The sequence below is a fragment of the Olivibacter sp. SA151 genome (assembly GCF_054130995.1).
On sequence record NZ_CP096391.1, the window covers coordinates 3,661,186 to 3,686,503 of the forward strand.

Annotated in this window: 22 protein-coding genes; 10 read left to right on the top strand and 12 right to left on the bottom strand. The window is 39.4% G+C overall.

The features are described 5' to 3' along the window. Positions 1–47 precede the first annotated feature (47 nt). The 3 genes from M1D52_RS15180 to coaD all read left to right on the top strand — a co-directional run bounded on the left by M1D52_RS15180 (position 48) and on the right by coaD (position 1,926). The gene (locus M1D52_RS15180; protein WP_437392909.1) at positions 48–863 is read left to right on the top strand and encodes a DUF3822 family protein; all 816 of its coding nucleotides are present in this window, start codon (positions 48–50) and stop codon (positions 861–863) included. Next, positions 854–1,390, top strand: coding sequence for an RsmD family RNA methyltransferase (locus tag M1D52_RS15185; protein ID WP_013666417.1), 537 nt, complete (start codon positions 854–856; stop codon positions 1,388–1,390). The genes M1D52_RS15180 and M1D52_RS15185 overlap by 10 nt, the downstream gene beginning before the upstream one ends. A 68-nt stretch (positions 1,391–1,458) precedes the next feature. After that, the gene (gene coaD, locus M1D52_RS15190) at positions 1,459–1,926 is read left to right on the top strand and encodes a pantetheine-phosphate adenylyltransferase (RefSeq protein ID WP_013666416.1); all 468 of its coding nucleotides are present in this window, start codon (positions 1,459–1,461) and stop codon (positions 1,924–1,926) included. Here coaD and M1D52_RS15195 read toward each other — a convergent pair. Continuing rightward, positions 1,917–2,507, bottom strand: a complete 591-nt coding sequence (locus M1D52_RS15195; RefSeq protein WP_013666415.1) for an NUDIX hydrolase — start codon at positions 2,505–2,507, stop codon at positions 1,917–1,919. The genes coaD and M1D52_RS15195 overlap by 10 nt on opposite strands. Before the next feature lie 22 nt (positions 2,508–2,529). On the opposite strand from M1D52_RS15195, the gene pyrE reads away from it, so the two are divergent. The 4 genes from pyrE to M1D52_RS15215 all read left to right on the top strand — a co-directional run bounded on the left by pyrE (position 2,530) and on the right by M1D52_RS15215 (position 9,216). Beyond that, positions 2,530–3,180: an orotate phosphoribosyltransferase gene (gene pyrE, locus M1D52_RS15200; RefSeq protein WP_130857430.1), complete on the top strand. Its 651-nt coding sequence runs from the start codon at positions 2,530–2,532 to the stop codon at positions 3,178–3,180. Positions 3,181–3,202: 22 nt separating this feature from the next. Beyond that, entirely contained in the window at positions 3,203–3,604 is a 402-nt protein-coding gene (locus M1D52_RS15205; RefSeq protein WP_013666413.1) for an SRPBCC family protein, read from the top strand. A 229-nt stretch (positions 3,605–3,833) separates the two neighbouring features. Continuing rightward, on the top strand, positions 3,834–6,431 hold the full coding sequence (gene clpB / locus M1D52_RS15210) for an ATP-dependent chaperone ClpB (protein ID WP_013666412.1): 2,598 nt from the start codon (positions 3,834–3,836) through the stop codon (positions 6,429–6,431). 232 nt (positions 6,432–6,663) lie between these two features. Then, entirely contained in the window at positions 6,664–9,216 is a 2,553-nt protein-coding gene (locus M1D52_RS15215) for an ATP-binding protein (RefSeq protein WP_130857427.1), read from the top strand. Between the two features lie 23 nt (positions 9,217–9,239). Here the strand turns inward: M1D52_RS15215 and M1D52_RS15220 are convergent, their stop codons facing one another. From M1D52_RS15220 to M1D52_RS15230, 3 genes are all read right to left on the bottom strand, one after another. Beyond that, positions 9,240–10,607, bottom strand: a complete 1,368-nt coding sequence (locus M1D52_RS15220) for a sigma-54-dependent transcriptional regulator (RefSeq protein ID WP_013666410.1) — start codon at positions 10,605–10,607, stop codon at positions 9,240–9,242. 105 nt (positions 10,608–10,712) lie between these two features. Next, positions 10,713–11,981 (bottom strand): NADP-dependent isocitrate dehydrogenase, encoded by a 1,269-nt coding sequence (gene icd, locus M1D52_RS15225; protein WP_437392910.1) that lies wholly within the window; start codon positions 11,979–11,981, stop codon positions 10,713–10,715. A gap of 7 nt (positions 11,982–11,988) precedes the next feature. Next, the gene (locus tag M1D52_RS15230) at positions 11,989–14,160 is read right to left on the bottom strand and encodes a cation:proton antiporter (RefSeq protein WP_013666408.1); all 2,172 of its coding nucleotides are present in this window, start codon (positions 14,158–14,160) and stop codon (positions 11,989–11,991) included. Between the two features lie 249 nt (positions 14,161–14,409). Here M1D52_RS15230 and M1D52_RS15235 point away from each other — a divergent pair, with 249 nt between their 5' ends. Next, positions 14,410–14,745, top strand: coding sequence for a MerR family transcriptional regulator (locus M1D52_RS15235; RefSeq protein WP_013666407.1), 336 nt, complete (start codon positions 14,410–14,412; stop codon positions 14,743–14,745). Here the strand turns inward: M1D52_RS15235 and fbp are convergent. The 8 genes from fbp to arfB form a co-directional block, all read right to left on the bottom strand. Next, positions 14,729–15,772, bottom strand: coding sequence for a class 1 fructose-bisphosphatase (gene fbp, locus M1D52_RS15240; protein ID WP_013666406.1), 1,044 nt, complete (start codon positions 15,770–15,772; stop codon positions 14,729–14,731). The genes M1D52_RS15235 and fbp overlap by 17 nt on opposite strands. Positions 15,773–15,983: 211 nt before the next feature. After that, positions 15,984–16,478: a metallophosphoesterase family protein gene (locus tag M1D52_RS15245; protein WP_437360302.1), complete on the bottom strand. Its 495-nt coding sequence runs from the start codon at positions 16,476–16,478 to the stop codon at positions 15,984–15,986. A gap of 16 nt (positions 16,479–16,494) precedes the next feature. After that, positions 16,495–17,067 (bottom strand): Maf family nucleotide pyrophosphatase, encoded by a 573-nt coding sequence (locus M1D52_RS15250; protein WP_130857424.1) that lies wholly within the window; start codon positions 17,065–17,067, stop codon positions 16,495–16,497. A 32-nt stretch (positions 17,068–17,099) separates the two neighbouring features. Next, positions 17,100–17,618 (bottom strand): KdsC family phosphatase, encoded by a 519-nt coding sequence (locus tag M1D52_RS15255; RefSeq protein ID WP_013666403.1) that lies wholly within the window; start codon positions 17,616–17,618, stop codon positions 17,100–17,102. Between the two features lie 9 nt (positions 17,619–17,627). Beyond that, on the bottom strand, positions 17,628–18,419 hold the full coding sequence (locus tag M1D52_RS15260; RefSeq protein WP_013666402.1) for a Rossmann-like and DUF2520 domain-containing protein: 792 nt from the start codon (positions 18,417–18,419) through the stop codon (positions 17,628–17,630). Between the two features lie 78 nt (positions 18,420–18,497). Continuing rightward, positions 18,498–20,948, bottom strand: a complete 2,451-nt coding sequence (locus M1D52_RS15265) for a heme lyase CcmF/NrfE family subunit (RefSeq protein ID WP_437392911.1) — start codon at positions 20,946–20,948, stop codon at positions 18,498–18,500. Between the two features lie 46 nt (positions 20,949–20,994). Further along, positions 20,995–21,399, bottom strand: coding sequence for a cytochrome c maturation protein CcmE domain-containing protein (locus M1D52_RS15270; RefSeq protein WP_013666400.1), 405 nt, complete (start codon positions 21,397–21,399; stop codon positions 20,995–20,997). Between the two features lie 179 nt (positions 21,400–21,578). Continuing rightward, the gene (gene arfB / locus M1D52_RS15275) at positions 21,579–21,983 is read right to left on the bottom strand and encodes an alternative ribosome rescue aminoacyl-tRNA hydrolase ArfB (protein WP_437392913.1); all 405 of its coding nucleotides are present in this window, start codon (positions 21,981–21,983) and stop codon (positions 21,579–21,581) included. A 139-nt stretch (positions 21,984–22,122) separates the two neighbouring features. On the opposite strand from arfB, the gene cmk reads away from it, so the two are divergent. Continuing rightward, positions 22,123–22,800 carry a (d)CMP kinase gene (gene cmk / locus M1D52_RS15280; protein WP_013666398.1) on the top strand — a complete coding sequence of 226 codons (678 nt, stop codon included), beginning with the start codon at positions 22,123–22,125 and terminating at the stop codon, positions 22,798–22,800. A gap of 482 nt (positions 22,801–23,282) precedes the next feature. Then, the gene (rpsA, locus tag M1D52_RS15285; RefSeq protein ID WP_013666397.1) at positions 23,283–25,223 is read left to right on the top strand and encodes a 30S ribosomal protein S1; all 1,941 of its coding nucleotides are present in this window, start codon (positions 23,283–23,285) and stop codon (positions 25,221–25,223) included. The last annotated feature ends 95 nt before the right edge of the window (positions 25,224–25,318 follow it).

Consider the following 25,318-nt stretch of genomic DNA (forward strand, 5'->3'; position numbering starts at 1 on the left):
AAAAATGCTTTTTGCAATATCGTTTGTAAAGGGTACTTTTGCTAGCCATGAGTGAACTATTGCAAATAGAATTTATTGACGACAACTTCACCGTAGATAAAAGTGAGGATTACCAATTATTAGTAAGACAAGGCAACCATCGATCACAAATGGCCATTTTTAGTCAGCAAAATCGCCTGTTATTACTGCTCTCTTGGCAAAAAGATGTCAGGGAAGAGCGTGTCGACCAATTGTTGCACTTGGCTTATCAATCCAAAGTTCTATCAATTGATACGAATTATAAGATGTTAATACCTAACGAATTATACAATCCATCTCAAGAAGTATATTACTTAAATGCTTTTTTTTTAGACAAGGAAAATCATTCGTTATTAAGCAGTTATATAAAGCCATTCGCCGCGCAGTGCATCTACGGCATATCAAAAGAAGAGCAAAGGCAATTACTTTTGAATTTTCCGGATTTCATGATTCAATCCGGTAGTACAGCCATATTAAGTGCACTCGCAGCTATTGCTTCAGATCACAAAAACTATCTCTCTATTAACTTTGGCGAAGGGTATGCAGACTTCTCTTACATCTCAGACGGGAAACTGATATACCACCATATGCAGCCAAGCCAGGATGCAGACGAATTTAACTACTTTCTATTGGCTATTGCCCAAGAATACAACATCAACCTTTCTAGTATATCAATAATAATTTCAGGTCAAATAGAAGTTGACGATCCAACCTATCAACGCCTGAAAAAATACAGTAATCAATTGTCTTTTTTGGATTTGTCCGGTGTAATGGAATGTAGCAATTTCAATGTACTGAAAAAGGGGTATCAAAAGTTATCATTATTCGGATTATTATGCGCATAATTGGTGGACGTATTAAAGGGGTAAAACTTTCACCCCCCACAAATTTACCGGTTCGTCCAACAACCGATCTAGCAAAAGAGGCCTTATTCAATATATTGGAAAATCGACTTGTATGGAGCGAAACGGACGCATTGGATTTATTTAGTGGCACAGGCAATATTTCAATTGAATTGGCCTCACGAGGCGTCAAAAGTCTTTTATCCGTAGACATTCACGGTAAATGTTGCACATATATAGATACTCAAAAGAGCAAATATCAATTGGAGCAGATGAAGATCCTTAAAGCAGATGTGCTGAAGTTTATAACCGGATGCAAACAATCTTTTGACTTCATTTTTGCTGACCCCCCTTATGATTTGCCACAACTCCCTTTGTTACCTAACATGCTCTTCGAGCATAAACTATTGAATCCAAAAGGATTGTTCGTTTTAGAGCATCCCACTACTAGAAAGGTGGATCAGCATGTTAGCTTTGTGGAGCAACGCGTGTACGGTTATTCATCATTTAGCCTTTTTGAACTTTCCTAGCGCGCTTTATATTCGAATTATTTTCGATAAGTTTGAGCTTAAATTGATAGCAATAAACATACACCACCATGAAGAAGCGAGTTGCTGTATTTCCCGGGTCTTTCGACCCTATTACTAATGCACACATGGATATCATATTAAGAGCCATTCCTTTATTCGACGAGATCCATATCGCAATTGGATTAAATAGTTCAAAAACGCCTCTTCTAAGTAGTGATATGAGAAAAACAATTCTTGAAGCTATTTTCAAGGGTAAACCTTCAGTTCATGTTTCAAGCTACACCGGTTTAACCGTAAATTATTGCAAAGAGGTGGGCGCTTCCTATATTCTTAGAGGGCTTCGGAATGCCGCAGATTTTGATTTTGAGAATGCAATAGCGCAGAATAATCGACAACTTGAACCGACTATTGAAACTGTTTTATTATTTGCAAGCCCCGGCTTTGGGCATATCAGCTCCACCATTGTAAGAGATATACTTAAGCACCGAGGCTCTATCAAACATCTTGTACCAAAGGAAGTGCTAAATTATATATAGGCTTTTTTCTCAAGTACATCCTTAATAATGCCGTAGGTATTTGACAAAACATCGCCTACACGATCAGGATGGACCCATTGCGCATCCGTAATATCTTCACTTGTCTGAGGAATCAGTTTTGGCTTTTTGTTCACCCCCATTTCATACCAATTTGTCTTTTTAAGCACTACACTGCCTTTCACCTCATAAGCATGGTAAGATGATATAATTTTTGGCCCCAAGTAGTCGACATGTATACCACATTCTTCTTCAACCTCACGAAGAGCAGCGCGCTTACTTTTTTCTCCCGGATCTATCTTTCCTTTTGGTAAATCCCATTTTCCCAATCGATGTATAAAAAGGATATCTCCATCTCCGTTCCGCACCAAGCCGCCGGCTGCACCGATTAACCTTACCGACCTTTTGATCATTTTAAGCATCGCCTTCGGATCTTCTACTAAAAGTAAAAATTTAGTGGCACTTTCAAGTGATAAACTTTTCTTAAAAAGTTTTACAAAATCAAAAGACTGTAAATCAATTTGTTGAAAAGCATCCAAGTAGCTAGGCGTAAAATCGGTCAAGAGAAGGACCGATTCGTTCATATAAATTTTATAAATTTGCATCATGAATCACAAGAGTGAGATTGAACAAAAAGTTGCTGAATTTTTATTGCAAATTAAAGCAATTAAATTACAACCTTCCAAACCTTTTACTTGGGCATCGGGTTGGAAGTCCCCAATTTATTGCGACAATCGCATATCATTATCACATCCTACCGTAAGAACGTACATCAGACAAAAGCTTTCTGAAGTTATCCAAGAAGAGTTTGGTTCTATCGGAATGATAGCCGGTGTAGCGACGGCGGGTATCCCACAAGGTGTACTGGTGGCACAAGATCTCGGCCTGCCTTTTGCCTATGTACGATCAAGTGCAAAAGAGCATGGACGACAAAACATGATTGAAGGAGAAATTATAGAAGGGCAACGGGTAGTAGTTATTGAAGATTTAATATCTACAGGAAAAAGTAGTTTGAAAGCGGTAGAGGCATTGAGAGAAGCCGGATGCGATGTAGTGGGATTAGTAGCTATTTTCAGTTATGGATTTGATGTAGCGGATGAAAATTTCAAAGCGGCTAAATGTAGGTATACTACGTTGTCAAACTACAATGCTTTAATAAAATATGCTTCCGAGAATGGCTTCGTCCATCATGAAGAAGAAGATTTGCTACGTGAATGGCGAAGAGATCCGGCAAATTGGGAACCTAAAACTGTATAGATTTTCGTAAAGAAGCATATCGATGACTGTTATAGAAAGCAAAAGCATTATTAATCAACCCGTAGAGAAGGTATATAACTTTCTTGCCGATTGCAATAATCATGAAAAACTGATGCCCGAAAATGTTTACAATTGGTCATCTACTAAAGACGAGGCAAGTTTTACTGTTCAGAATATGGCTAAACTTACCTTAAGAGTTAGTGAGCGTAAAGAAAATCAAGAAATATCCATTGTACCTTCGGAAAAGGCCCCCTTTGATCTCACATTAAGTTGGAAGGTGAAATCAATTGATCCTAGCACCAGCGAAGCTGTTTTCACCATTCAGGCAGATCTAAACATGATGATGAAGATGCTTGCCAGCGGGCCTTTAAAGAAATTGACGGATTACCAGACAACGAAATTAAAAGAAGAATTGGAATCGTAGCTTGGGACACCCCTTAAGTAAAAAAACCTGTCTAAAATAGACAGGTTTTTTTATATAGAGACAGGGATTTACTCCGCCATTTTTTCATATAAAACTTTAAAAAACAGACAGTTAGTCATTAAAACCAAACTACGTAGCGACAAAATGTCTGTTTTCGTCAAACTACTTTTGATGGTATTCGTTTTGATATAGTCTAGCAAATCCTTATAAGACTATTAATAAAACGAAAATGAATTTAAACAACTTTACAATCAAGGCGCAGGAAGCTATTCAAAAAGCCTCGGAGATTGCGGGTGGAAACCAACACCAAGCTATTGAAAATGCGCACTTATTGAAGGCTCTTCTTTTAGTTGATGAAAACGTTGTAAGTCATTTATTAAAAAAACTCAATGTCAATATAAATCGCTTGAACGAAGCCTTGGATCAACAAATCAGCGGTTTTCCTAAAGTAAGCGGAAGCAATATATATTTATCTTCTTCTACTAATACAGCTTTACAAAAAGCACAGGGATACCTGAAAGATTTCAAAGATGACTTTGTATCGGTAGAGCACTTATTATTGGGCATCCTAAACGCGGGTGATAAAACCGCTGCTGCATTAAAAGATCAGGGTGTCACGGAAAAAGACTTAAAGAAAGCCATCATTGAATTAAGAGGTAACACACGGGTAACCGATCAGAATGCGGAGGCTACTTATAATGCCTTGAACAAATATGCACGTAATCTGAATGAATTTGCCGAATCGGGAAAGCTCGACCCGGTGATAGGACGAGACGAAGAAATTCGACGGGTTATCCAAATACTCTCCCGCCGGACCAAGAATAATCCAATCTTAGTTGGGGAGCCGGGTGTCGGTAAAACAGCAATAGCAGAGGGTATTGCCCATCGTATTATCAAGGGTGATGTGCCGGAGAACTTGAAAAGTAAAACGGTCTTTTCTCTAGATATGGGGGCCCTAATCGCCGGTGCCAAGTATAAGGGTGAGTTTGAAGAACGGTTAAAAGCCGTTGTAAAGGAAGTAACTGATAGCGATGGAGAGATCATTCTCTTTATCGACGAGATCCATACCCTGGTAGGTGCAGGAGGTGGTGAAGGGGCCATGGATGCCGCCAATATTTTAAAACCGGCTCTGGCGAGAGGAGAGCTACGTGCCATAGGGGCCACTACACTCAATGAATTCCAGAAATATTTTGAAAAAGACAAGGCTTTGGAACGCCGATTCCAGAAAGTCATGGTAGACGAGCCCGACACACAAGATGCGATCTCTATTCTAAGAGGTATTAAGGAGCGGTATGAGACGCACCATAAGGTGCGAATAAAAGACGAAGCGATTATCGCTGCCGTTGAACTTTCACAACGCTATATTGCGGATCGTTTCCTACCGGACAAGGCCATTGACTTGATGGATGAGGCTGCATCTAAACTTCGATTAGAAATGGATTCCGTTCCGGAAGCAGTTGATGAAATCGAACGCAAAATCATGCAACTTGAGATTGAGCGCGAAGCAATCAAGCGGGAAAACGACACCCATAAAGTAGAAGAGTTAAGTCGCGAAATAGCAAACCTAGCCTCGGATAGAGACTCCTTGCGCGCCGCTTGGCAAAGTGAAAAATCACTTGTCGACAATTTGAACCATCACGTACAGCAAATTGAAGATTTTAAGCTGGAAGCCGAGCAGGCTGAAAGGGCGGGCGACTACGGAAAAGTTGCTGAAATTAGATACGGTAGAATAAAGCAGGCACAAGATGAGCTTGAAAAGTTAAAAAAAGAACTTGAAGAAAAACAAGGCACTGGTCGTATGCTTAAGGAGGAAGTTACCGCCGAAGATATAGCTGATGTGGTTTCGCGTTGGACGGGGATTCCCGTAAGCAAAATGGTGCAGAGCGAAAGGGAAAAGTTGCTTCATTTGGAAGAAGAACTTCATAAACGAGTTGCAGGACAAAGTGAAGCCATAGAAGCCATCTCGGATGCCATTAGAAGGTCACGTGCAGGTTTAAGCGATAAAAGAAGACCGATCGGATCTTTTATATTTTTGGGAACAACAGGGGTTGGTAAAACAGAATTGGCAAAAGCGCTCGCCGAATTTTTGTTCAACGATGAACATTCAATGGTCCGGATTGATATGAGCGAATACCAAGAGCGGCACGCCGTTTCACGATTAATCGGTGCGCCTCCCGGTTATGTTGGTTATGATGAAGGTGGCCAGCTAACCGAAGCTATCCGCCGCCGCCCTTATTCGGTTGTGTTATTGGACGAAATCGAAAAGGCGCATCCTGACGTATTCAATATTCTTTTACAAGTTTTAGATGATGGACATTTAACCGACAACAAAGGACGTGTGGTGAATTTTAAAAACACCATTATCATTATGACCTCAAATATTGGTTCTCATCTGATCCAGGAAAATTTCAGTGAATTGAATGAAATAAACCGAGATGAGATTATAGCCAAGACAAAAAATGAAGTATTCGAGCTATTGAAGAAATCGATTAGACCGGAATTTTTGAATCGGATCGATGAAGTTATCATGTTTACTCCACTAAATCGTGATGAAATCGGTGAGATCGTTCGTCTTCAATTTAATGGGGTACAAAGACAATTGGCTGAAATGGGCATACAGCTGGAAGCCTCGGATGAAGCGCTCGATTGGTTAGCTCAATTGGGTTATGACCCTCAATTTGGCGCACGACCGTTGAAGCGCGTCATACAAAAACGAATTTTGAATGAGCTGTCAAAAGAAATCCTTGCCGGAAAAATTGACAAAGACAGTAAAATCAAATTAGATATGTTTGATCACAAATTCGTTTTCTTACAGGAGAATAGCTAATATTCATTTTTCAGGAAAAGAGAGTGTCTCCTCTTTGTCAAAGACAAATATTGCGAGACACTCTTCTTTTTTATGTTATATATAGTATACGACTTACCTGTTTCTTCCAAAAGCATCGGAGTACTACCAAAATGACTTCGCTGCAACGACTCTTGTCACTATCTCTTTCCAACCACTACCCTACTTACCATTATCCTACTTAACTAATTACAAAATTCGTAACTTTACATTAATGGTTGATCAAAAGCTATCAAATAAAGGAGTCAGACGAAAGGTTCTTTTTGTCTTTATCTGTTGTTGTATTGCCCTTGCTCTGGCATGGACCATCAGCAAGGATGCTTTTAATCAAGTGCTATCGGCTGTAGATAATATTGCGAAGCCAAACGAAAAGATGCGCTTGGTTAGTAAAGTATCGCGAGACATTATGCAGCTCGATCAGTTGCAACGGTCTCAAGTATTGACTGATGGAGATAATTCATATGAACAGCTACAAAAAGAATCAAAATTAGTTTCTGCCTCCCTCGATTCGTTAAAGAATCTATATTCGCAAGACAGCAATCAAACCAAAAGGATCGATTCCATTAAAACGCTGTTGAAAGAACGTGACAAGCTTTTTAAGGCTTATGTTCAAGTTCGTGAAAAAATGGTTGACAGTCATGAGTTTTCTAAACAATTACAAAGCATTGGAGAGATTGTTCAAAACACCCCGAATAGCGATAGTACTGTTGTAACGAGAAGGAAAATTACGGAAACAACCACCATTGAACCGGGGGAGATAGTGAAGGCTGATTCGATGCAAGATGACCGCTCCTTCTTCGGAAAGATATTCGGATCGAAACGAAAAAACCCGCCCCGCCCGAATACGATTACACAATCGAGACGGATCGTTAAAGAAGGTATTGAGGAACTGATAGATACAATTGCAACTTCAAAACAAGACAGTGCCATTAAATTAATTGATAGCGTCTTGAGAACCATTGAAGAAACCCAACGAGCACAAAGCGATTCATTTATAGACAGAGAAGTGGAGCTGACTTATGCAGGGAATCTATTGATCAGCAAGATGCTTAGTATACTGAATGCAGTGGAAAAAGAGGGAATGCTGCAGATGGAAAACGAGAATATGGGAGCCAGAACGGTGATGAACCATAGTTTGAGTCGGATTAATTTGGTGGTATTAAGCTTTTTAGGCGTTACAATTATTCTCGTCTTACTGATCTTGTCGGATATTAGAAAAAGTAATCGCTATAGGCGAGAGCTCGAAATTGCCAAAGAAGAAGCCGAATACCATAGTGCAGCCAAGCAGCGGTTCCTTTCCAACATGAGTCATGAGCTTCGTACACCTCTACAATCGATCATTGGTTATGCCGAACAATTACGGGACGAACACCCCGAGGATAGCCGTAAGGTGAACGTAATATATCAGTCTTCGGAACACCTATTGCAGATAGTAAATGAAGTATTGGATTACAATCGTATCAATTCCGGTAAATTTCATTTTAATAACCAGGATTTTTACTTGTCACAATTAATTGAAGAGGTAGTTGCAGCTATGCAACTACAGGCCGAAGAAAAATCACTGTCCTTAAATTTGAGCAAAGAGATTGAAGGGACGGGTTATCTATTTGGCGATCCTTTTCGGATCAAACAAATCCTTTATAACTTGCTTAGTAACGCCATTAAATTTACCGATCAGGGATCGGTTACCTTGATGGTTAGTACCGCCATAAAAAATGAGCTAACCGAATTAAGAATAACGGTTGAAGACACCGGAAAAGGTATTCCTGAAAGTGATATTCATCGAATTTTCAACGAGTTTGAACAAGCGGAAAACTCAAATTCCGGCACCCATTTTGGCAGTGGCTTGGGGCTGAGCATTGTAAAGACGCTATGCGAAGCCATGGGAGGAAATATTAGGATAAAAAGTCAGCTGGGTAAGGGATCCACATTTGACGTATTTATCCCTTTAAAAACGTCTACGTTAATCGAAACAAGTAGAGAGGAAAACAACCTGATCCCTATAAAAGATTTCACAGGAACTATTTGGGTGATAGACGATGATAGTTTTATCCTCGAGCTCTGTCACAATATTTTCAATAAATATAAAATCAACCATCGTACCTTCTCCGATCCGAATGATTTATTGAATACACCATGGGACTCAAGTGTTAGCATTGTCTTAATGGACATGCGTATGCCGGGAAAAACGGGCGTAGAATTAAATCATGAGTTACGACCAAGAATCGAAGAGGATGTGAAAATATATGCCTTCACAGCCCAGGCACTACCGGAAGAGCGTGAAAAAATAATTTCTCAGGGTTTTGATGGTTTATTGCTAAAGCCATTTAAGGAAACCGATCTTTTGCATCTGCTTGGTTTACGTAAAACAAACGAAGAGCCCCTTAAAATAAAAAACCGGAACGATTTGAGAGATTTTGATTTTTCTAATCTGAAGAAATTGACCTACAATGACAGTAATCAGGTTACCAAAATACTAAACATTTTTATTAAAGATACGGGAAAAGATCTTATTAATCTACGCAATGCTTTGCAGGCTAACGAGAGAGAACAACTCGCGTTGATTTGTCATAAACTAGCGGGAAGAACATCCCAGATCGGCGGACAGAAGATAGCTATTAAACTTCGAAAGCTTGAGATTGACATCAGAAATAATGAATTCGACATTCTGGAAATTCAAGGGATTATAGATCAATTATACCGCCTATTGGATTATCTGAAAGAAGAGTTGCATAGCCGATCCTTCATCAATGGAACGGTTCTATAACCTTGAGAAATAAATTACGCGAATTAGGAAATACCGTACTTATCTAATTTATTATAGAGGGTTTTTCGATCTATATTTAAGACCTGTGCCGCCTTACTTTTATTATATTTCACCTGCTGTAAGACATCCATTATAAGCTGTCGCTCATGTGCCTCACTTTGGGATTTAAGATCAGCAGCCACATGCTCGGAATTCGGATGGCTTTCATGATGTTTATGCTGATTGATCGACAATACCATCTCATCAGGTAACGCGCTCGATTCCGCTGTATCACCCGGTGTCAATAGCACCATCCTCTTTATTACATTTTTAAGTTCCCGTAGGTTGCCGGGCCAATCATAAGCTTTGAAAATATCTTTTACCTCTTTAGAAAGGTGAACAACCTGTCGATTCAATTCTTTATTAGCTTTAGCTACAAAAAACTCAATAAACGTATCCATGTCACTTCCCCGGTCTCTTAGAGCCGGTACAATAATTTCGAATTCATTGATCCGATGATATAGATCTTCTCTAAAATTTCCCGATGCTGAACTACCCAATAAATCATCGTTCGTTGCGGCTATGACACGAACATCAACTTTAATTTGCTTATTAGCACCAATAGGCTGTATTACTCTTTCTTGTAAAGCTCTTAATAATTTCACCTGCACATCATACGACAAATTCCCTATTTCATCTAAAAACAGCGTACCGCCATCAGCCTCCTCAAATTGTCCTTTTTTATCCGTAAGTGCTCCTGTAAACGACCCCTTAATATGTCCAAACAGTTCGCTGGCTGCCAGCTCTTTGGAAAGGGTTCCACAATCAATGGATACAAAAGGTTTATTGGCCCGGTTGCTTTTTAAATGAATGGACCTTGCCACGTACTCCTTTCCCGTACCGCTTTCCCCCCTTACCAACACAGACATGTCGGTCGGTGCAACTAAATTGATGTATTCTTGAAGCTTTTTAGATTGGGTACTAACGCCTTTTACAAAGTCTGACGACTCTTCTTCCGGTAATTTTTTGGTGGTCGAAGGGATTTGTTCTTCACTATTATGGTTTAATGCATCTTTTAAAACCATTAATAATTCATCGGGGTTTACCGGTTTCGTAATATAATCAAACACCCCCAAACGCATGGCCCTTACTGCAGTGCGTACGTCATTGAAACTGGTCATGATAATAACAGGGATATTTAGGCCCCTGTTCCGAACCTCTTCCAATACATCCAAACCCGTTCCATCTCCCAGACGATAATCCAGCAACATAAGGTCAATAGATTCGTCCAATGATTTGACACTACTTTTGACATTGTACCTCATTTCAACTTGATGGCCATTTTTTTTCAAAAAGCCTTCGAGAATAGTCGAAAAGGTAGTATCATCTTCTACAAGCAGGATTTTGGCCATATTTATTTGTCTTTATCCTCCAACGGAAACAATTCGTTTTTTAGTATATTACGTTAATCTACAAAACTACTATTTTTTCGCCGATTAGCACTTAATTATTATGAATTAGTTACCCATATATCGAATAATCGCATCTGCAAATTGACTCGTTTTAAGTAAGGTAGCCCCTTCCATCTGATTATAAAAGTCTATGGTAACTTGTTTTGAACGAATGGTTTTAGCCAGTCCTTTTTTAATGATTGATGATACCTCGTGCCATCCCATATAATCAAACATCATCACGCCGCTCAAGATAACTGATGAAGGGTTCATACTATCTGTATTTGCAAAACGAGGGGCTGTTCCATGCGTTGCTTCAAACACCGCATGCCCTTTAAGGTAATTAATGTTCGCTCCCGGAGCTATGCCGATTCCGCCAACAATGGCCGCCAATGCATCTGAAATGTAATCACCGTTGAGATTTAATGTAGCAATCACTGCATAGTCTCTTGGGTTTAGCAAAATCTGTTGCAGAAAATTATCAGCAATTACGTCTTTTATAATAACTTTCCCTTGCTGTTGTGCTTTTTGTAACGCATTGTTTGCAGCTTGTTCACCGTCGGTAGCCTTTAATCTTTCCCATTGAGTCCAGGTAAACACGTATTCGGCATATTCATTTTCCGCTAATTCATAACCCCAGTTCTTAAAGGCACCTTCTGTAAACTTCATAATATTCCCCTTATGAACTAAACTCACGGATGGAAGTTTCTCCTTTATTGCATATTCTATAGCTGCCCGTATTAAACGAACGGACCCTTCCTTCGATACCGGTTTTATGCCAAGAGCCGTCTCTTCTTTGAAGGGATAGTCCACACCAAACTGATTTGTTAGGTACTCTTTTAAAACTTGGGCTTCCTTACTGTCAGCTTCGAATTCAATGCCGGCATAAATATCCTCCGTATTTTCACGAAATATGACCATATCAACATTTTCCGGGTGTTTAACCGGTGAGGGGACTCCCTCAATCCAGGATAACGGGCGCTGGCAAACAAATAGATCGAGCAACTGCCGAATAGCCACATTTAACGATCGGATACCACCTCCAACGGCTGTAGTTAGTGGTCCTTTTATTGAAACAACGTACTCCTTCATGGCCTCAATTGTTTCCTCAGGAAGCCAGCTGCCAGTTTGGTCATAGGCTTTTTGCCCTGCCAAAATCTCTTTCCATTCGATCTGCCGCTTCGCTGCATAAGCCTTTCGTACACCTTCATCAAAAACACGAACGGCTGCATTCCAGATATCAGGCCCTATTCCGTCACCGATGATAAAGGGTATGATTGGATTATCAGGAACGGTTAAATGTCCTTTTTCATTTATGGTTATTTTCTGTCCCATAACTTTCTTATTTAGTTGATCCCGGTAAGTTTCTGTTTCTTATATTCAATATGCTTCCTAAACCTTTGCCCATCCTCTGTAGACGAGTATAGCCCCGGTTTGTCGACATGGCACTCACCTCATCATAATTATCAAACACACTAGTTGGTCGCCTACTCGGATAAATTAGTATTCTATTATTATTTTCATATTTCCGAGCGAGTTTTTTCGGTATACCGTCGAATTCTCGATTATAAGAGACTTCACCCGCTCTCGCCGAAACGAACACCAGTAGGTCGGTATCGCTTATATAGCCTCTAAGAGATGCCAGGTCGTCCCAATCAGTATGGTTAACAAACCGGATATTGCAATTGATTTTGCTTTTCTTGAGAAAGGACGTAACCGCCGACTCTGATCGGGCATTCGCAATGCAAACGACCGGTAACGTAAGCTCAATCGCCAATTGACCAACTTTCGTCAGCCAATAGGAGAAACCTTTTTCGTCTTCCGCCATTGGCGGGCAAACCAATGTGATTTTATCATTACTTACAAAAGGCTTACCGAAATGACACATAAAGATATTGATATCTGTACGGTTAAGAATACTTTCCGTTTTTTCTCCAACCATCTTTTCAATAATGCCAACCTGGCTGGGCCATCCAAGTAAAATACTATCCGCTATAATCTCTCGCGATGCCCTGCTAATCCCGCCGGCAATATTATAGTCGATCGTAGCCATCATATTCACTTCTATCTCACTACCCGAAGCATATTTAGCTGTAGAATCCAGATTTTTCCTTGCTTTCTTTAAATTAGCCTCAGCTAGTTCGTTATTAGGCACAACAGATAATATAGTAACCGGATGAGGGGATTTTTTGTTTTTAATCATTGTAGCGAAATCCAAAAGGATTTCCATATTATTCAGGTTGGCTATTGGCACTAAAATATGTTCATCCCGAAGCATATCCTTATCCTCTTCAACTACATCTTGCTCCCCCGCTAGGACCACTTTCTTTGAGGCCGATTCCGTGGCAATAGAAGCAACTATACAGGTGATGAGTATCAGTACGATGGTTCCGTTTAATACATTTTCGTCAATTATATTATTGGCATAACCCACCATAATGATAGCAAGTGTGGCAGCGGCATGTGCGCTACTCAATCCAAAGATCACCTGACGCTGCGCGCCACTATATTTAAAAGTGAGCTGAGTGAACCAAGCAGCTATCCATTTGCCACAAACTGCCACCACAGTCAGCGTGCCCGCCACGATAAGTGCTTCCGGACCTTTGAAAAGAACTTTGATGTCGACAATCATACCAACGCTAATCAGGAAGAACGGTATGAAAATCGCATTACCAATAAACTCAATCCTGTTCATAAGTGCCGACGAGTGCGGAATGAACTTGTTCAAGGCCAACCCCGCAACAAAAGCACCAATAATCGGTTCGAGTCCGGATACCTCAGCGATAAAGGCAGCAAAAAAAACAATGAACAGAACAAATATATAATGAGATGTTTTTTCACTCTCTACTTTCTGGAAAAACCATTTGGCAATCCTCGGTACGATTCCAAACATAATGGCCAAAAACACGGCAAAAGAAAAAGTCAGCCTCATCCAAAATTGCTGATCAAGCTGTCCTTGTGATGAACCAACGATAACCGCCAAAATGATTAGAACAGCCGTGTCCGTTAAAATGGTTCCGCCGATGGTTATGGCAACTGCTTGATTTTTAGCAATTCCATAGCTATTTACCACCGGATAAGCCACCAGCGTGTGCGTAGCAAACATACTGGAAACCAATATACTGGCACCTACATCAAATCCCAGGATATAGTAACAAACCGGATATCCGATGGCAATGGGAATAAAAAAAGTATAAACACCAAAAACAATACTTTTATGCCTGGTTTTACGAAACTCATTCATATCCAACTCGAGCCCCGCAATAAACATAATATAAAGCAAACCTATTGTTGAAAATAGCTTGACCGCATCTGTTTGCGCTAATATATTCAATCCGTGAGGTCCAATAATAACCCCGGAAAGAATCAATCCTATAATACCTGGAATTTTAATTTTCCGCAATAAGATAGGAGCCAAAAGTATGATCAGCAAAATCAGGGAAAAGATCAGTACGGAATTCGTTAAAGGTGTTTCAAAGGCGTGGGAAATATGTTCTATAAAACTCTTGTTCATAAACTAACACTAACGACAATCATTTGCACTTTTTAAACAGTATGCCTTAAATATAGTTTTTTTCTTCCGAAGATAAAGGCCCCCGCAGGAATCTTGACTTGAAATACAGATAAAGAATATTTAGTGAACCCTTTTTAATAAAAAAATCTATTTTGATTATTTGGGTATTTTCTTTTTTTTTGAGATCGAATTAAGCAGTGGATCAACAAGAAACTTTTTTGTAAATTCACCTGCAAATATCCATAAAATATGCCTTATAAAGAACGAGAAATCAACAAGCTCTATTATACCATGGGAGAGGTTACGGAGATGTTTGAGGTGAACGCATCGCAAATAAGATTTTACGAGCGCGAGTTTGATATTATCCAGCCAAAGAAAAACAAAAAAGGTAATAGACTCTTTACACCGGAAGATATCGAAAATCTCAAGATCATATTTAATTTGGTAAAGAACAAAGGATATACGTTACAAGGAGCGCGTGATTATTTAAAGGCGAATAAAAACCAAGCGAAAGAGAACCAACGGGTGATTGATTCTCTTGAAAAGTTAAAGCAGTTTTTAATTGAGGTTAAGGAGCGCTTATAGCACTATCAGCCTTATAGGTCATCAAATTACTGCCGCTTAAAAACTCCATAAGCTTGTTAACCATGTTTTCTGAACCGAGAAAAATAGCCGAACGTTGATGAAGATGATCGGGAACGATATCTAAAATGCGGTTGGAACCATCGATGGCAATTCCCCCAGCCTGCTCTAATATAAAGGCCATCGGATTACATTCATAAACAAGCCTTAATTTCCCTTTCGGATAAGCTGATGATACCGGGTAGAGAAAGATTCCCCCTTTAATGAGATTTCGGTGAATATCGGCTACCATCGATCCAATATATCGGGATGTATAAGGACGTCCCGAATTTATATCTTCCTCCTGACAATATTTGATGTAATCTTTTACTCCTTGCGGAAAGTGAACGTAATTGCCTTCGTTTATTGAATAGATTTTACCCTCCTTTGGAATTCTCATATTAGGATGAGACAAACAGAATTCTCCGATTGACGGATCTAATGTAAAGCCATTCACACCTTTACCTGTGGTATACACTAGCATGGTTGATGAACCATAAATCACATAACCGGCCGCAACCTGCTCACTACCTTTTTGCAGCACATCACTTATTAGCGGCTTGCCGTCCAAACTTTGCCGGCGATAAATAGAAAAGATCGTCCCTATCGCTACATTTACATCGATATTTGAAGATCCGTCCAAGGGATCTATGGCTACTATATATTTGGCATTTTTTGATATTTCGGATTCAATATAGATGCACTCATCGTTTTCTTCAGAAGCAACTACGCAGCACTCTCCTCCACTCCTTAAAGCCGCGATGAATTGCTCATTGGCATATACGTCCAATTTCTTCTGCCCCTCTCCTTGCACATTCGTTGTCCCTGCGTCTCCAAGTATATCAACCAATCCAGCCTTATTGACCTCTCTGTTTACTATTTTTGCGGCTATACCAATATCTCTTAATAATCTGCTTAATTCACCTTTTGCATACGGAAAGTCAGCTTGCTTTTCAATAATAAATTGACCCAGGGTCTTTACGGCTGTCATAATTTAGTCTTTAAAATTTACAATAAGAAACGATTTTTATTTTTAACAACAACAAAAAATTGCGCTGTAAAAATACTAAAAAAACAACACTTAGTGTAAAACACCCTAATCAAAATATGTGTACAAACTACACAAATTGTACACATACTGCATTGATAAAAAACAATTTACAAATAAAAAAACATCATCAAACAAATTTAAATTAGTGTAACTAAGAACCTGAAAGTTCAATCACTTCAAGATCTTTAATAAGGTTTTTGTCGATGCTAAAACGCATAAGTGTTCTAACTTTATGCCAACCTTGTTTGCCTGCGGCGCCCGGATTTAGGTGTAAGCAATTAATTTTTTTGTCATATATCACTTTCAATATATGAGAATGTCCCGAAATAAATAGTTGGGGAGGATTTGAGTAAATAGTTGCTTTTACGCGAGGTGCATATTTATTGGGATAGCCGCCAATATGTGTCATCCACACATCAACCTCTTCACACCTGAAGCGTAAATCCTCCGGGTAACGTATCCTGACATCTTTATTGTCAATATTTCCATATACGCCCCTTAAGGGTTTAAAATCAGTTAATTTATCAACTAATGTAATGTCCCCGAAATCACCCGCATGCCAAACTTCATCACATGATGCAAAGTGTTTAAATATGGCATCGTCCAGATAGCTATGTGTGTCGGCAAGCAAGCCTATTTTTGTCATCCTTTTCCCTTTAGCGTTATAATTTCACCAGTTCTTTATAAAGTTTTGCCGTAGGCAATCCCATTACATTCGTATAGGAGCCTTCTATATGATCAACAGCAACCGCACCGATCCACTCTTGGATACCGTAAGCCCCGGCCTTATCATAGGGTTCAAAAGTCTTAATATAATAGTTTATTTGCTCATCGCTCAGTTCATTAAAATAAACCGCCGTCACCTCATAAAAGGATCGAACTTTTTCTATTGTTTTTAGCGCAACGCCCGTGATTACCTCATGTCTTCGCCCCGACAGCAACTTGAGCATCTTAAACGCATCATCATAATCAACCGGTTTCCCGAGAATCCGATCATCAATACTAACAATGGTATCAGCAGTGATTAAAATATCTTTATCCGATTTTAAACCGAACGCCTCCGCCTTCTTTGTAGCGATATACAGTGCAACGGCTGCCCCTCTCATGGTATCGGGATATGTTTCTTCAATTTCCTTTATTTCCACCTTGAAATCAAGTCCCAATGAGGTCAACAACTCTTTGCGTCTGGGTGATTGCGAGGCTAGAATAATATTCTTTTGATCCAAATTTTCCATAACTTAAAAAATTTCAGGCAATCGTTTTTGCCTTATACGCTTTTTATATATTGATCTGCATCCCAAGCTCCCTGTAGCTTTAAAACCTTCTCCATAATTTCTCTGACAACCCCTTCCCCACCGTTTTTGGTACCGATGTAGTGAGCGATTGCTTTAATTTCTTCTGCAGCATCATTCGGGCATGCAGCAAGACCTACTATTTTCATCACTTCAAGATCAGGAATATCGTCACCTATATATAAAACATCTTCCGGATGTAACTCCAACTTGGTCAACCAGTTTTTAAATACAGCGACTTTATCGCTAACACCCAGCTCAATATCCTTTATTCCCAAACCTGCTAAACGCTTTCTAACGCCCTCAGACTGGCCACCGGTTATCACTAGCAATGGAAAACCTTTCTTAACCGCAAGCTGTAAGGCGTAGCCATCGCGAATATTAAACCTTCTCAGTTGATGCCCTTCTTCATTAACCAATACAAGCCCATCAGTAAGCACGCCGTCTACATCTAACGCAAAGGCTTTAACCGACTTCAATTTTTCAAATAACATTCTTTCTTTTTACTTGGTTTCGTTCTGTTTGTCTTCCTTCCAATATTTGCGCACGATATCTTCACTAATCAGCTCATAAACTTGCTGCCAGTTGGGATGGGCTTTCAATAAATCCAGATGCTTACGGATAATATTCCCGTCATTCCTTACTGCCGGCCCTGTTTGCACTGCATTCGGATCATGACTTTGTATTTTATGAGCTGTCTCGCTAATTAGCGGTTTTAACAAATCAAAATCCACTTTCTTTTCTGCTAAAAAATCGTGAGCAATGGCATATAAATAATTACTAAAATTACAAGCAATAACGGCTGCAAGATGCAAGCATCGTCTTTGTTCTGAGTTATATTCGTGAATAATCGGCGACAATTTAAAGGCCATGTTCAATATCTCCTCCTTTGTTCTTTGATCGGAAAATTCCAAAATCAACGGCACTTTTGAGAAATCTAACTCTACTTCTTTCGAGATGGTCTGTAAGGGGTACAATACGCCGTACGATGACGAAAAGGGCTTTAGCACATCCATATCAGTACTCCCCGAAGTGTGCAATAAAATCTTGTTCCTTAAACGCAGCTCGGAAGCTACTTCAAGAATCGCTTCATCTTTAACAGCGATAACATATACATCTGCTTCGGTAGTAATGTATAGTAAGCTGTCGATAGGCTCAGCACCTATACCGTCTGCCAAATGTTTTGCATGATCGATATCGCGACTATATACTTGTTTAATATGGTACTCCGCTTTTTTCAGGGCAAAAGCTAAATGGGTCGCCACATTTCCACTACCTAGAATAACTATCTCCATAAATTAAAGAATAACGGGGACTGAGATTTTCACTGCAGTCCCCGTGGGATAAAATTAACAATAAAAGGAAATAAAAGTTTACACTATTTTTCCTTTTAATTCCTTGTTTCGTCTAAAGATTGAAAGCACAAAACCAATGGTCATAATGATTGTTCCACACCAGAAGAAGTTTATATAGGGAAACTCGATGGCTTTCATTACGATCCATTTTTTTTCCGGCAATGGCTTTTGGTAAATCATCAATTCCATACCTTTATTGGGAGCAATCTTTGTAAACCGCAAACGTAAACCCTGTTCCTCTACATCTTTAGCAAAATCAAAGCTATTCCCGTTTTTTATCAAATATTTTGGATCTGCTTGATATACTTCACCGGTAACTGCATGCACTTCTAATTGCAATGCAAAGAGCAAATCGCCATTGGCTAAAGGCATATTTTGCAAAGTCGCATTTCTATTTACACCTTTGACTACAATAAAGCCATTCTTATAACGCAGTGTATCTCCGATATTGACCAATTGTGTTGTTGGCTCTTCATATCCCTCATTCGGATCATGCCCTTCATGATTATGTTCCTGCTCTTGCGGATCATCTAACTTAGGAGCAGAAGTTACAATTGTATAAATGTCTTTTGTTATATAATGCCTTGTGCTCGGCGTTCCTATTAATCCCATTTTCGGATTTTGCTGCGCGTTGGGTGTTAACTGAAACTTTTCGATGACCTTACCGGTCTTCTCATCCTTGCGTTCGTAATTTACTTTATAATAAATATTAGGCATCGCAATACTATCGCCAATATAGGTGATTGTATAACCACCCATCTCAACCGGCTGGTTGATATATAAAAACAGGTTTTCACCGGGTTTTTCGCGCTCCTCAAAACCTGCTATAGGAATAGAACCTCCGGCATTTAAAGAAACGACCTTATTTGTTGCAGCCGCAACCAATGCACCGATAATCAATAGTGCAAATCCGATGTGCGCTACTGAAGAGCCCGCCAACTTCCATTTTCCTTTAAAAGCATCTCCTAGTATTCTTGCATTGGCAACCAGCGCAAATACAGCTCCGAAAGACAATAACACGTAAATAAAATTGGTATAAACCTTTGTGAAATAGAGTAGAATACCGGTAACAACAAGCGAAACGACGAATGAAGCCAGCAAATTAGCATAAAAGATCTTCGGGGTAGTTTTTTTATATTTTAGAAACTGTGCGATGGCCGACAGAATAAGTACCAGGATCGCAAAAGCAGCTTGCCACTTATTGTAATGCGCTATCGCATTAACGGGCGGCGCTATCTTTGTTCCAAACATTGCATTAAAGACCGGAATTGATGTCGTAGCGATAATTTGGACACACGCCACTACCAAAATTAAAGCGCCAATAAACAACCAGAATTCCCTTGAATACGTTTCCTCATCCTTTTTAGTGATCGGTAGTTCTTTCCATCTACTAGCAAGGAAATAAACCATAAGGGCGAAAAAGATCAGGTTAAAAACAACAAGCTGCCAGTACATGCCCAGATCGGTAAAGGAGTGAACAGATGTTTCGCCCAATACGCCGCTACGGGTTAAGAACGATGCGTAAATAACCAATACGAAGCTTATTAACACTAAAAAAGTAGCCGTAAAATAAGAATGCCCCGAGTTTTTATAGGCGACAATAACATGCACTGCAGCAATTAATGTAAACCAAGGTATAATGGAAGCATTTTCAACCGGGTCCCAAGCCCAAAATCCACCAAAATTAAGTGCTTCATAAGCCCAAAATGACCCCATAATAATACCGGCACCTAATACCATTACAGCGAAGAGAGACCATGGCAAGGCCGGCCGCAGCCATTCCTTATATTTCCGTTGCCATAAGCCGGCTATCCCGTAAGCAAAAGGAACCACCATAGAAGCAAAGCCTAAAAATAACGTTGGTGGGTGGATTACCATCCAGTAATTCTGCAATAAGGGGTTCAAACCGTTACCGTCGGCAATCATGCTAAGATAATTCGGATTAGAGAAAATAGGCGCTTCTAACGCTTGTCTCAACAAAATAAAGGGCGAGCTCCCCACTCGCTCACCTAAAACTTCGATTCCTATAAGCATGGAGGCCAAAACAGTTTGGCATAACATAATTGTCGTCATAACAGGACTTTCCCAACTTTTACCTCGAGCCACTACTACGAGCGCTAAGACAGCCTGCCAAAACATCCAAAGCCAAAAACTACCTTCCTGTCCTTCCCAAAAACTTGAGATTATGTAATATACCGGCAAGGTTCGTGAAGAGTGAGACCAAGCATAGTGATATTCAAATAAATGATTATAAATAATATAGAAAAGGCTACTTCCAATGCCAATTACCGCTATTATATTAATAAAAAAAGCAATACGACCTATTTTATGCCAAGATGCATCATCTTTATATCGGGTAGCGAAGCAGTAACTAATGCACGATAAAAGCGCTGCGCCAAAAGAAAGAATGATAAAAAACTGGCCGAGCTGGCCGGGAAGGAGGTTTTCACCTTGATACTGAATATCCATTAAATTTTATAAAAGTTACGATTAGGATTGGAAATACAACAATATTTTAAACATTAGTAGAAGCAGACTCCGTAACTTCTACCTGATCTTTGTTATACTTGGAAGGACACTTCATCAAAATTTTGGATGCATGAAACTCTTTTCCTACCATTTTTCCTGTCAAAACAATTTGCTCCGAACGTTCGAAGTCCTGCGGCTTGGATCCATTAAAAACAACTTTACATTCCGTACCATTATTATCAAGCATATAAAAAGCGAAATAATTGGCATTCTCCGTCGGGTTGTAGTATAAGGCTTTTGTTTTATTCAATTCTCCTACCACATGTATTTCTGATTCTGTCTTCTGCGCATCGGTAAATGTCGCATATGTACTGGAATCCGTGTAAATACTAATGATCATCGCTATCGCTACTGCAATAATTATAATACCTAAAATAGCTCCCTTCTTCATGTAATATTTCAGTTTTTTTGTCTTGTCTCTTGCGTCTTTGCCGGTTTATCATTCCGATATACCACTTCTCCTTGCACTAAAAACAGTGCAGATTTCTGATACAGATTTTGCGCAAAAATACTAAATACTAAATACATACAGGCAACATTAGCAAGGGCAAGGCTTTATTAAGAATCATTCTAATCTACATTTCCGCTTCTTTTCATTTTTATCAGTGCCCGATATCGTTTATCAGCCAACCTTTTCTCGACCGAAGCTTTACTTCTGTTAGTAGGCTTTCGCAATTTTTGCACACTTGATGCAGCAGCGAGTATATGCAAAAGTTTTTCTTGTGCTGAGGCTTTGTTCTTAAATTGGGATCGATCCTTTTGGCTAATAATTTGCAACTTACCTTCGGATGACAATCGATTACTCAATTTTTGTCGTAGGTGCGTTTTTTCTTCTTCATTCCATAACTTACAGGCTTGGAAATCAAATTGTAACTCAACCTTCGAAGAAACCTTGTTCACATGCTGGCCACCGCTTCCTCCACTTCTTGAAGTTTTATATTGAATATAAGGACTTAATTCATCTATACTGTACATAATTACCCATTAAACCACAAAGATAAGCATGTAATAAATAATCTAGCGGTTTTACTACCATAGAGTTAAGTAATAACAGACATTAAACTACTTATTACTGTTCGTGAATACCAAGCATTTTCTCTAGTTTTGTGCACCCATGACAAAGAAGAATATTATTATAGCGATTGATGGTTATTCATCCTGCGGGAAAAGCACGGTCGCAAAGGCTTTAGCAAATAAACTTCATTATGTATATGTAGACAGTGGTGCCATGTACCGAGCTGTAACCTTATACTTTTTGCGAAACAACATTGATGTGACTAATGAAGAGCAGGTGCAAAATGCGCTTGAACACATCCACATCGATTTTCATAAAGAAGAAGGGGTAACCCATGTCCTTTTAAATGAGGAGGACGTCTCCGACGAAATCAGACAAATGCCTGTTTCTGAAAATGTGAGTACCGTAAGCGCTATAAAATCGGTCCGACAGGCAATGGTAAAACAGCAGCAGAAAATGGGTGCACGAAAAAATGTGGTGATGGACGGACGAGATATAGGAACTGCTGTTTTTCCACATGCGCAGGTTAAAATTTTCATGACCGCTGACCCTAAAATACGAGCTGAACGCCGGTACTTGGAACTAAAGAACAAAGGTGAAAACATCACACTGGAAGAAGTTTTCGAAAATATCGCCCATCGTGATTATCAAGATACTACGCGAAAAGAAAGCCCGCTGGTACGAGCCGAAGATGCTATTATTTTAGATAATACCGATATGACTGAGGAACAACAGCTCGACTTTGTACTAGATAAAGTGGGGAAAGCGAAAAGTTAGTTATAAGTTAAACGTTATGCGTTGTGGGTAGTTAAATTACTGATCGTTAGCGAACGCAAGATAGCCTGATCAACTTCTAACTAAATGCTTCGTTCTATTTGCTTTTTACTTACTGCTGATCGGCTTTTTATCGGCAATTTCCCGATCAGGCCACGATACCGCCCCGATAAAATCCCGATAACGTTTAGAAGAAAGAGCAGAGTTGGTTGCTCGTTTCGGAGAGGTTACGCAGAGAAGCACTTAAGTGGTTAACCAGTGGCAGCACCATTAGTGCTAAGACGAAAAACCTAAAAACACCGAGCAGTAATACAGACTTTCTTATGAATCGCCTTTGCAACGCATAATGGACTACCTCTCTTGGTTAAGTTACCTGATAATCACCACTTTTTGCTAATAAAACTCATAATTTTTGCTTTATTTAGAAATAATTTTTGCACCTTTGCAGTCCTGATGAATTTCAGGAAAAGGAGACAAAATAATTAATGGCAAAAAAACAAGAAGCAGAAAAAGAATTAAAAGCTAAACAAGCTGAAATCCAAGATGCTGATTTAAAATCAGTTAAGGAAAGAGAAAACATTGAATCAGAAGCTGATTCGACGTTCATCGACGAAATCAAATCCAATACTTGGATCACACCTGAAGGCGACTTCGACTGGGATCAAGACGAAAAAGGTTTCGGAAATTACAGCGCAGACGAGCGTGCTAAATTAGAAGAGCAATACGCTGGTACTTTTAACTCCGTCAATAAAGGAGAAATTGTTGAAGGAACCGTGGTTTCCATTAACAACAAAGACGTGGTACTTAACATCGGTTTTAAATCAGATGGCTTGGTATCTCTTTCTGAATTCCGCGATCTACCTGACCTGAAAGTAGGTGATAAGGTAGACGTGTTCGTTGAATCACGCGAAGACGAGAACGGACAATTAGTTCTTTCCCGCAAGCGTGCTAAAACACAAAAATCTTGGGAAGCAATCAATGAAGCTTTAGAAAACGACACCATCATCAACGGTTACGTAAAAAGCCGTACAAAAGGTGGTTTGATCGTGGATATCAAAGGTGTTGAAGCTTTCTTACCGGGTTCTCAAATTGACATCAAACCCATTCGTGATTATGACATCTATGTGGGTAAGACAATGGAATTCAAGGTTGTTAAAATTAACCATGAGTTCAAGAACGTGGTGGTTTCGCACAAAGTGCTGATCGAGGATGATTTAGAAAACCAAAAATCAGAAATCGTTGCAAAACTTGAAAAAGGACAAGTACTGGAAGGTACTGTTAAAAACATCACAGATTTCGGTGTATTCATCGATCTTGGTGGTGTTGATGGTTTATTGCACATCACAGATATTTCTTGGGGCCGTATCGAGCATCCAAAAGAAGTATTGTCATTAGACGAAAAGATCAACGTGGTTGTTCTTGATTTTGATGACGAGAAAAAACGTATTGCATTAGGTTTAAAACAATTGACTCCTCATCCTTGGGAATCCTTAGATCCGGCATTAGCGGTAGGTTCTAAAGTAAAGGGTAAAATTGTTACTGTTGCAGATTATGGTGCATTCTTAGAAATCACTCCCGGTGTTGAGGGCTTGATTCACGTATCTGAAATGTCATGGTCTCAAAATTTACGCAGCCCGCAGGAATTCCTGAAAGTAGGTGACGAAATCGAGGCAGAGGTGTTAACCTTGGATCGCGAAGAGCGTAAAATGAGCTTAGGTATTAAACAATTAACTCCAGACCCTTGGAAAAACATTGCTGAACGCTATCCTATCGGAAGCAAGCATAAAGCAGTGGTTAAAAACATGACTAATTTTGGTGTGTTTGTTGAAATTGAAGAGGGAGTTGATGGTTTAATTCACATTTCTGACTTATCATGGTCTAAGAAAATCAACCATCCAAATGAATTCACAAAAGTAGGTGAAGAACTGGATGTAGTTGTATTGGAACTTGATGAAGAAAATCGTAAATTAAGTTTAGGACACAAACAATTAGAAGAAAATCCTTGGGATACTTTTGAAACGATCTTTACGGTTGATTCTATTCACGAAGGTACCGTATTAAAAGTAACTGATAAAGGTGACATCGTAGCACTTCCTTATGGAGTTGAAGGCTTCTGCCCTAGTAAGCACAGCATCAAAGAAGATGGTAAAGCTTTAAAAGCAGAAGAATCCGCTCAATTTAAAATTATCGAATTCAATAAAGAAGCGAAGCGTATTGTAATTTCACATTCTCGTATTTGGGAAGATGAAAGAGCAGAAGCCCGTATTGAAGAATTCAATAATCGTAAGAAAGAAGCGAAAGCTGCATCAAATGCCGTTAAAAAGGTAAAAGATTCTGTTGAAAAATCTACCTTAGGTGATTTAGATGTATTGGCTCAGTTAAAAGAGCAAATGGAAGACGAAGAAGGTTCTAAGAAATCTAAATAAGCTTCCCTTCAATAAAAGTATGTGCCGCCCCATAAAAAGGGCGGCATTTTTTTTATAAATTCTTTAATGGTCATACCTACACTTTTTGGTACTTT

Coding starts and splice junctions, on each gene's coding strand:
- M1D52_RS15180 (WP_437392909.1), top strand. CDS start 48: ATGAGTGAACTATTGCAAATAGAATTTATTGACGACAACTTCACCGTA.
- M1D52_RS15185 (WP_013666417.1), top strand. CDS start 854: ATGCGCATAATTGGTGGACGTATTAAAGGGGTAAAACTTTCACCCCCC.
- coaD (WP_013666416.1), top strand. CDS start 1,459: ATGAAGAAGCGAGTTGCTGTATTTCCCGGGTCTTTCGACCCTATTACT.
- M1D52_RS15195 (WP_013666415.1), bottom strand. CDS start 2,507: ATGAACGAATCGGTCCTTCTCTTGACCGATTTTACGCCTAGCTACTTG.
- pyrE (WP_130857430.1), top strand. CDS start 2,530: ATGAATCACAAGAGTGAGATTGAACAAAAAGTTGCTGAATTTTTATTG.
- M1D52_RS15205 (WP_013666413.1), top strand. CDS start 3,203: ATGACTGTTATAGAAAGCAAAAGCATTATTAATCAACCCGTAGAGAAG.
- clpB (WP_013666412.1), top strand. CDS start 3,834: ATGAATTTAAACAACTTTACAATCAAGGCGCAGGAAGCTATTCAAAAA.
- M1D52_RS15215 (WP_130857427.1), top strand. CDS start 6,664: ATGGTTGATCAAAAGCTATCAAATAAAGGAGTCAGACGAAAGGTTCTT.
- M1D52_RS15220 (WP_013666410.1), bottom strand. CDS start 10,607: ATGGCCAAAATCCTGCTTGTAGAAGATGATACTACCTTTTCGACTATT.
- icd (WP_437392910.1), bottom strand. CDS start 11,981: ATGGGACAGAAAATAACCATAAATGAAAAAGGACATTTAACCGTTCCT.
- M1D52_RS15230 (WP_013666408.1), bottom strand. CDS start 14,160: ATGAACAAGAGTTTTATAGAACATATTTCCCACGCCTTTGAAACACCT.
- M1D52_RS15235 (WP_013666407.1), top strand. CDS start 14,410: ATGCCTTATAAAGAACGAGAAATCAACAAGCTCTATTATACCATGGGA.
- fbp (WP_013666406.1), bottom strand. CDS start 15,772: ATGACAGCCGTAAAGACCCTGGGTCAATTTATTATTGAAAAGCAAGCT.
- M1D52_RS15245 (WP_437360302.1), bottom strand. CDS start 16,478: ATGACAAAAATAGGCTTGCTTGCCGACACACATAGCTATCTGGACGAT.
- M1D52_RS15250 (WP_130857424.1), bottom strand. CDS start 17,067: ATGGAAAATTTGGATCAAAAGAATATTATTCTAGCCTCGCAATCACCC.
- M1D52_RS15255 (WP_013666403.1), bottom strand. CDS start 17,618: ATGTTATTTGAAAAATTGAAGTCGGTTAAAGCCTTTGCGTTAGATGTA.
- M1D52_RS15260 (WP_013666402.1), bottom strand. CDS start 18,419: ATGGAGATAGTTATTCTAGGTAGTGGAAATGTGGCGACCCATTTAGCT.
- M1D52_RS15265 (WP_437392911.1), bottom strand. CDS start 20,948: ATGGATATTCAGTATCAAGGTGAAAACCTCCTTCCCGGCCAGCTCGGC.
- M1D52_RS15270 (WP_013666400.1), bottom strand. CDS start 21,399: ATGAAGAAGGGAGCTATTTTAGGTATTATAATTATTGCAGTAGCGATA.
- arfB (WP_437392913.1), bottom strand. CDS start 21,983: ATGTACAGTATAGATGAATTAAGTCCTTATATTCAATATAAAACTTCA.
- cmk (WP_013666398.1), top strand. CDS start 22,123: ATGACAAAGAAGAATATTATTATAGCGATTGATGGTTATTCATCCTGC.
- rpsA (WP_013666397.1), top strand. CDS start 23,283: ATGGCAAAAAAACAAGAAGCAGAAAAAGAATTAAAAGCTAAACAAGCT.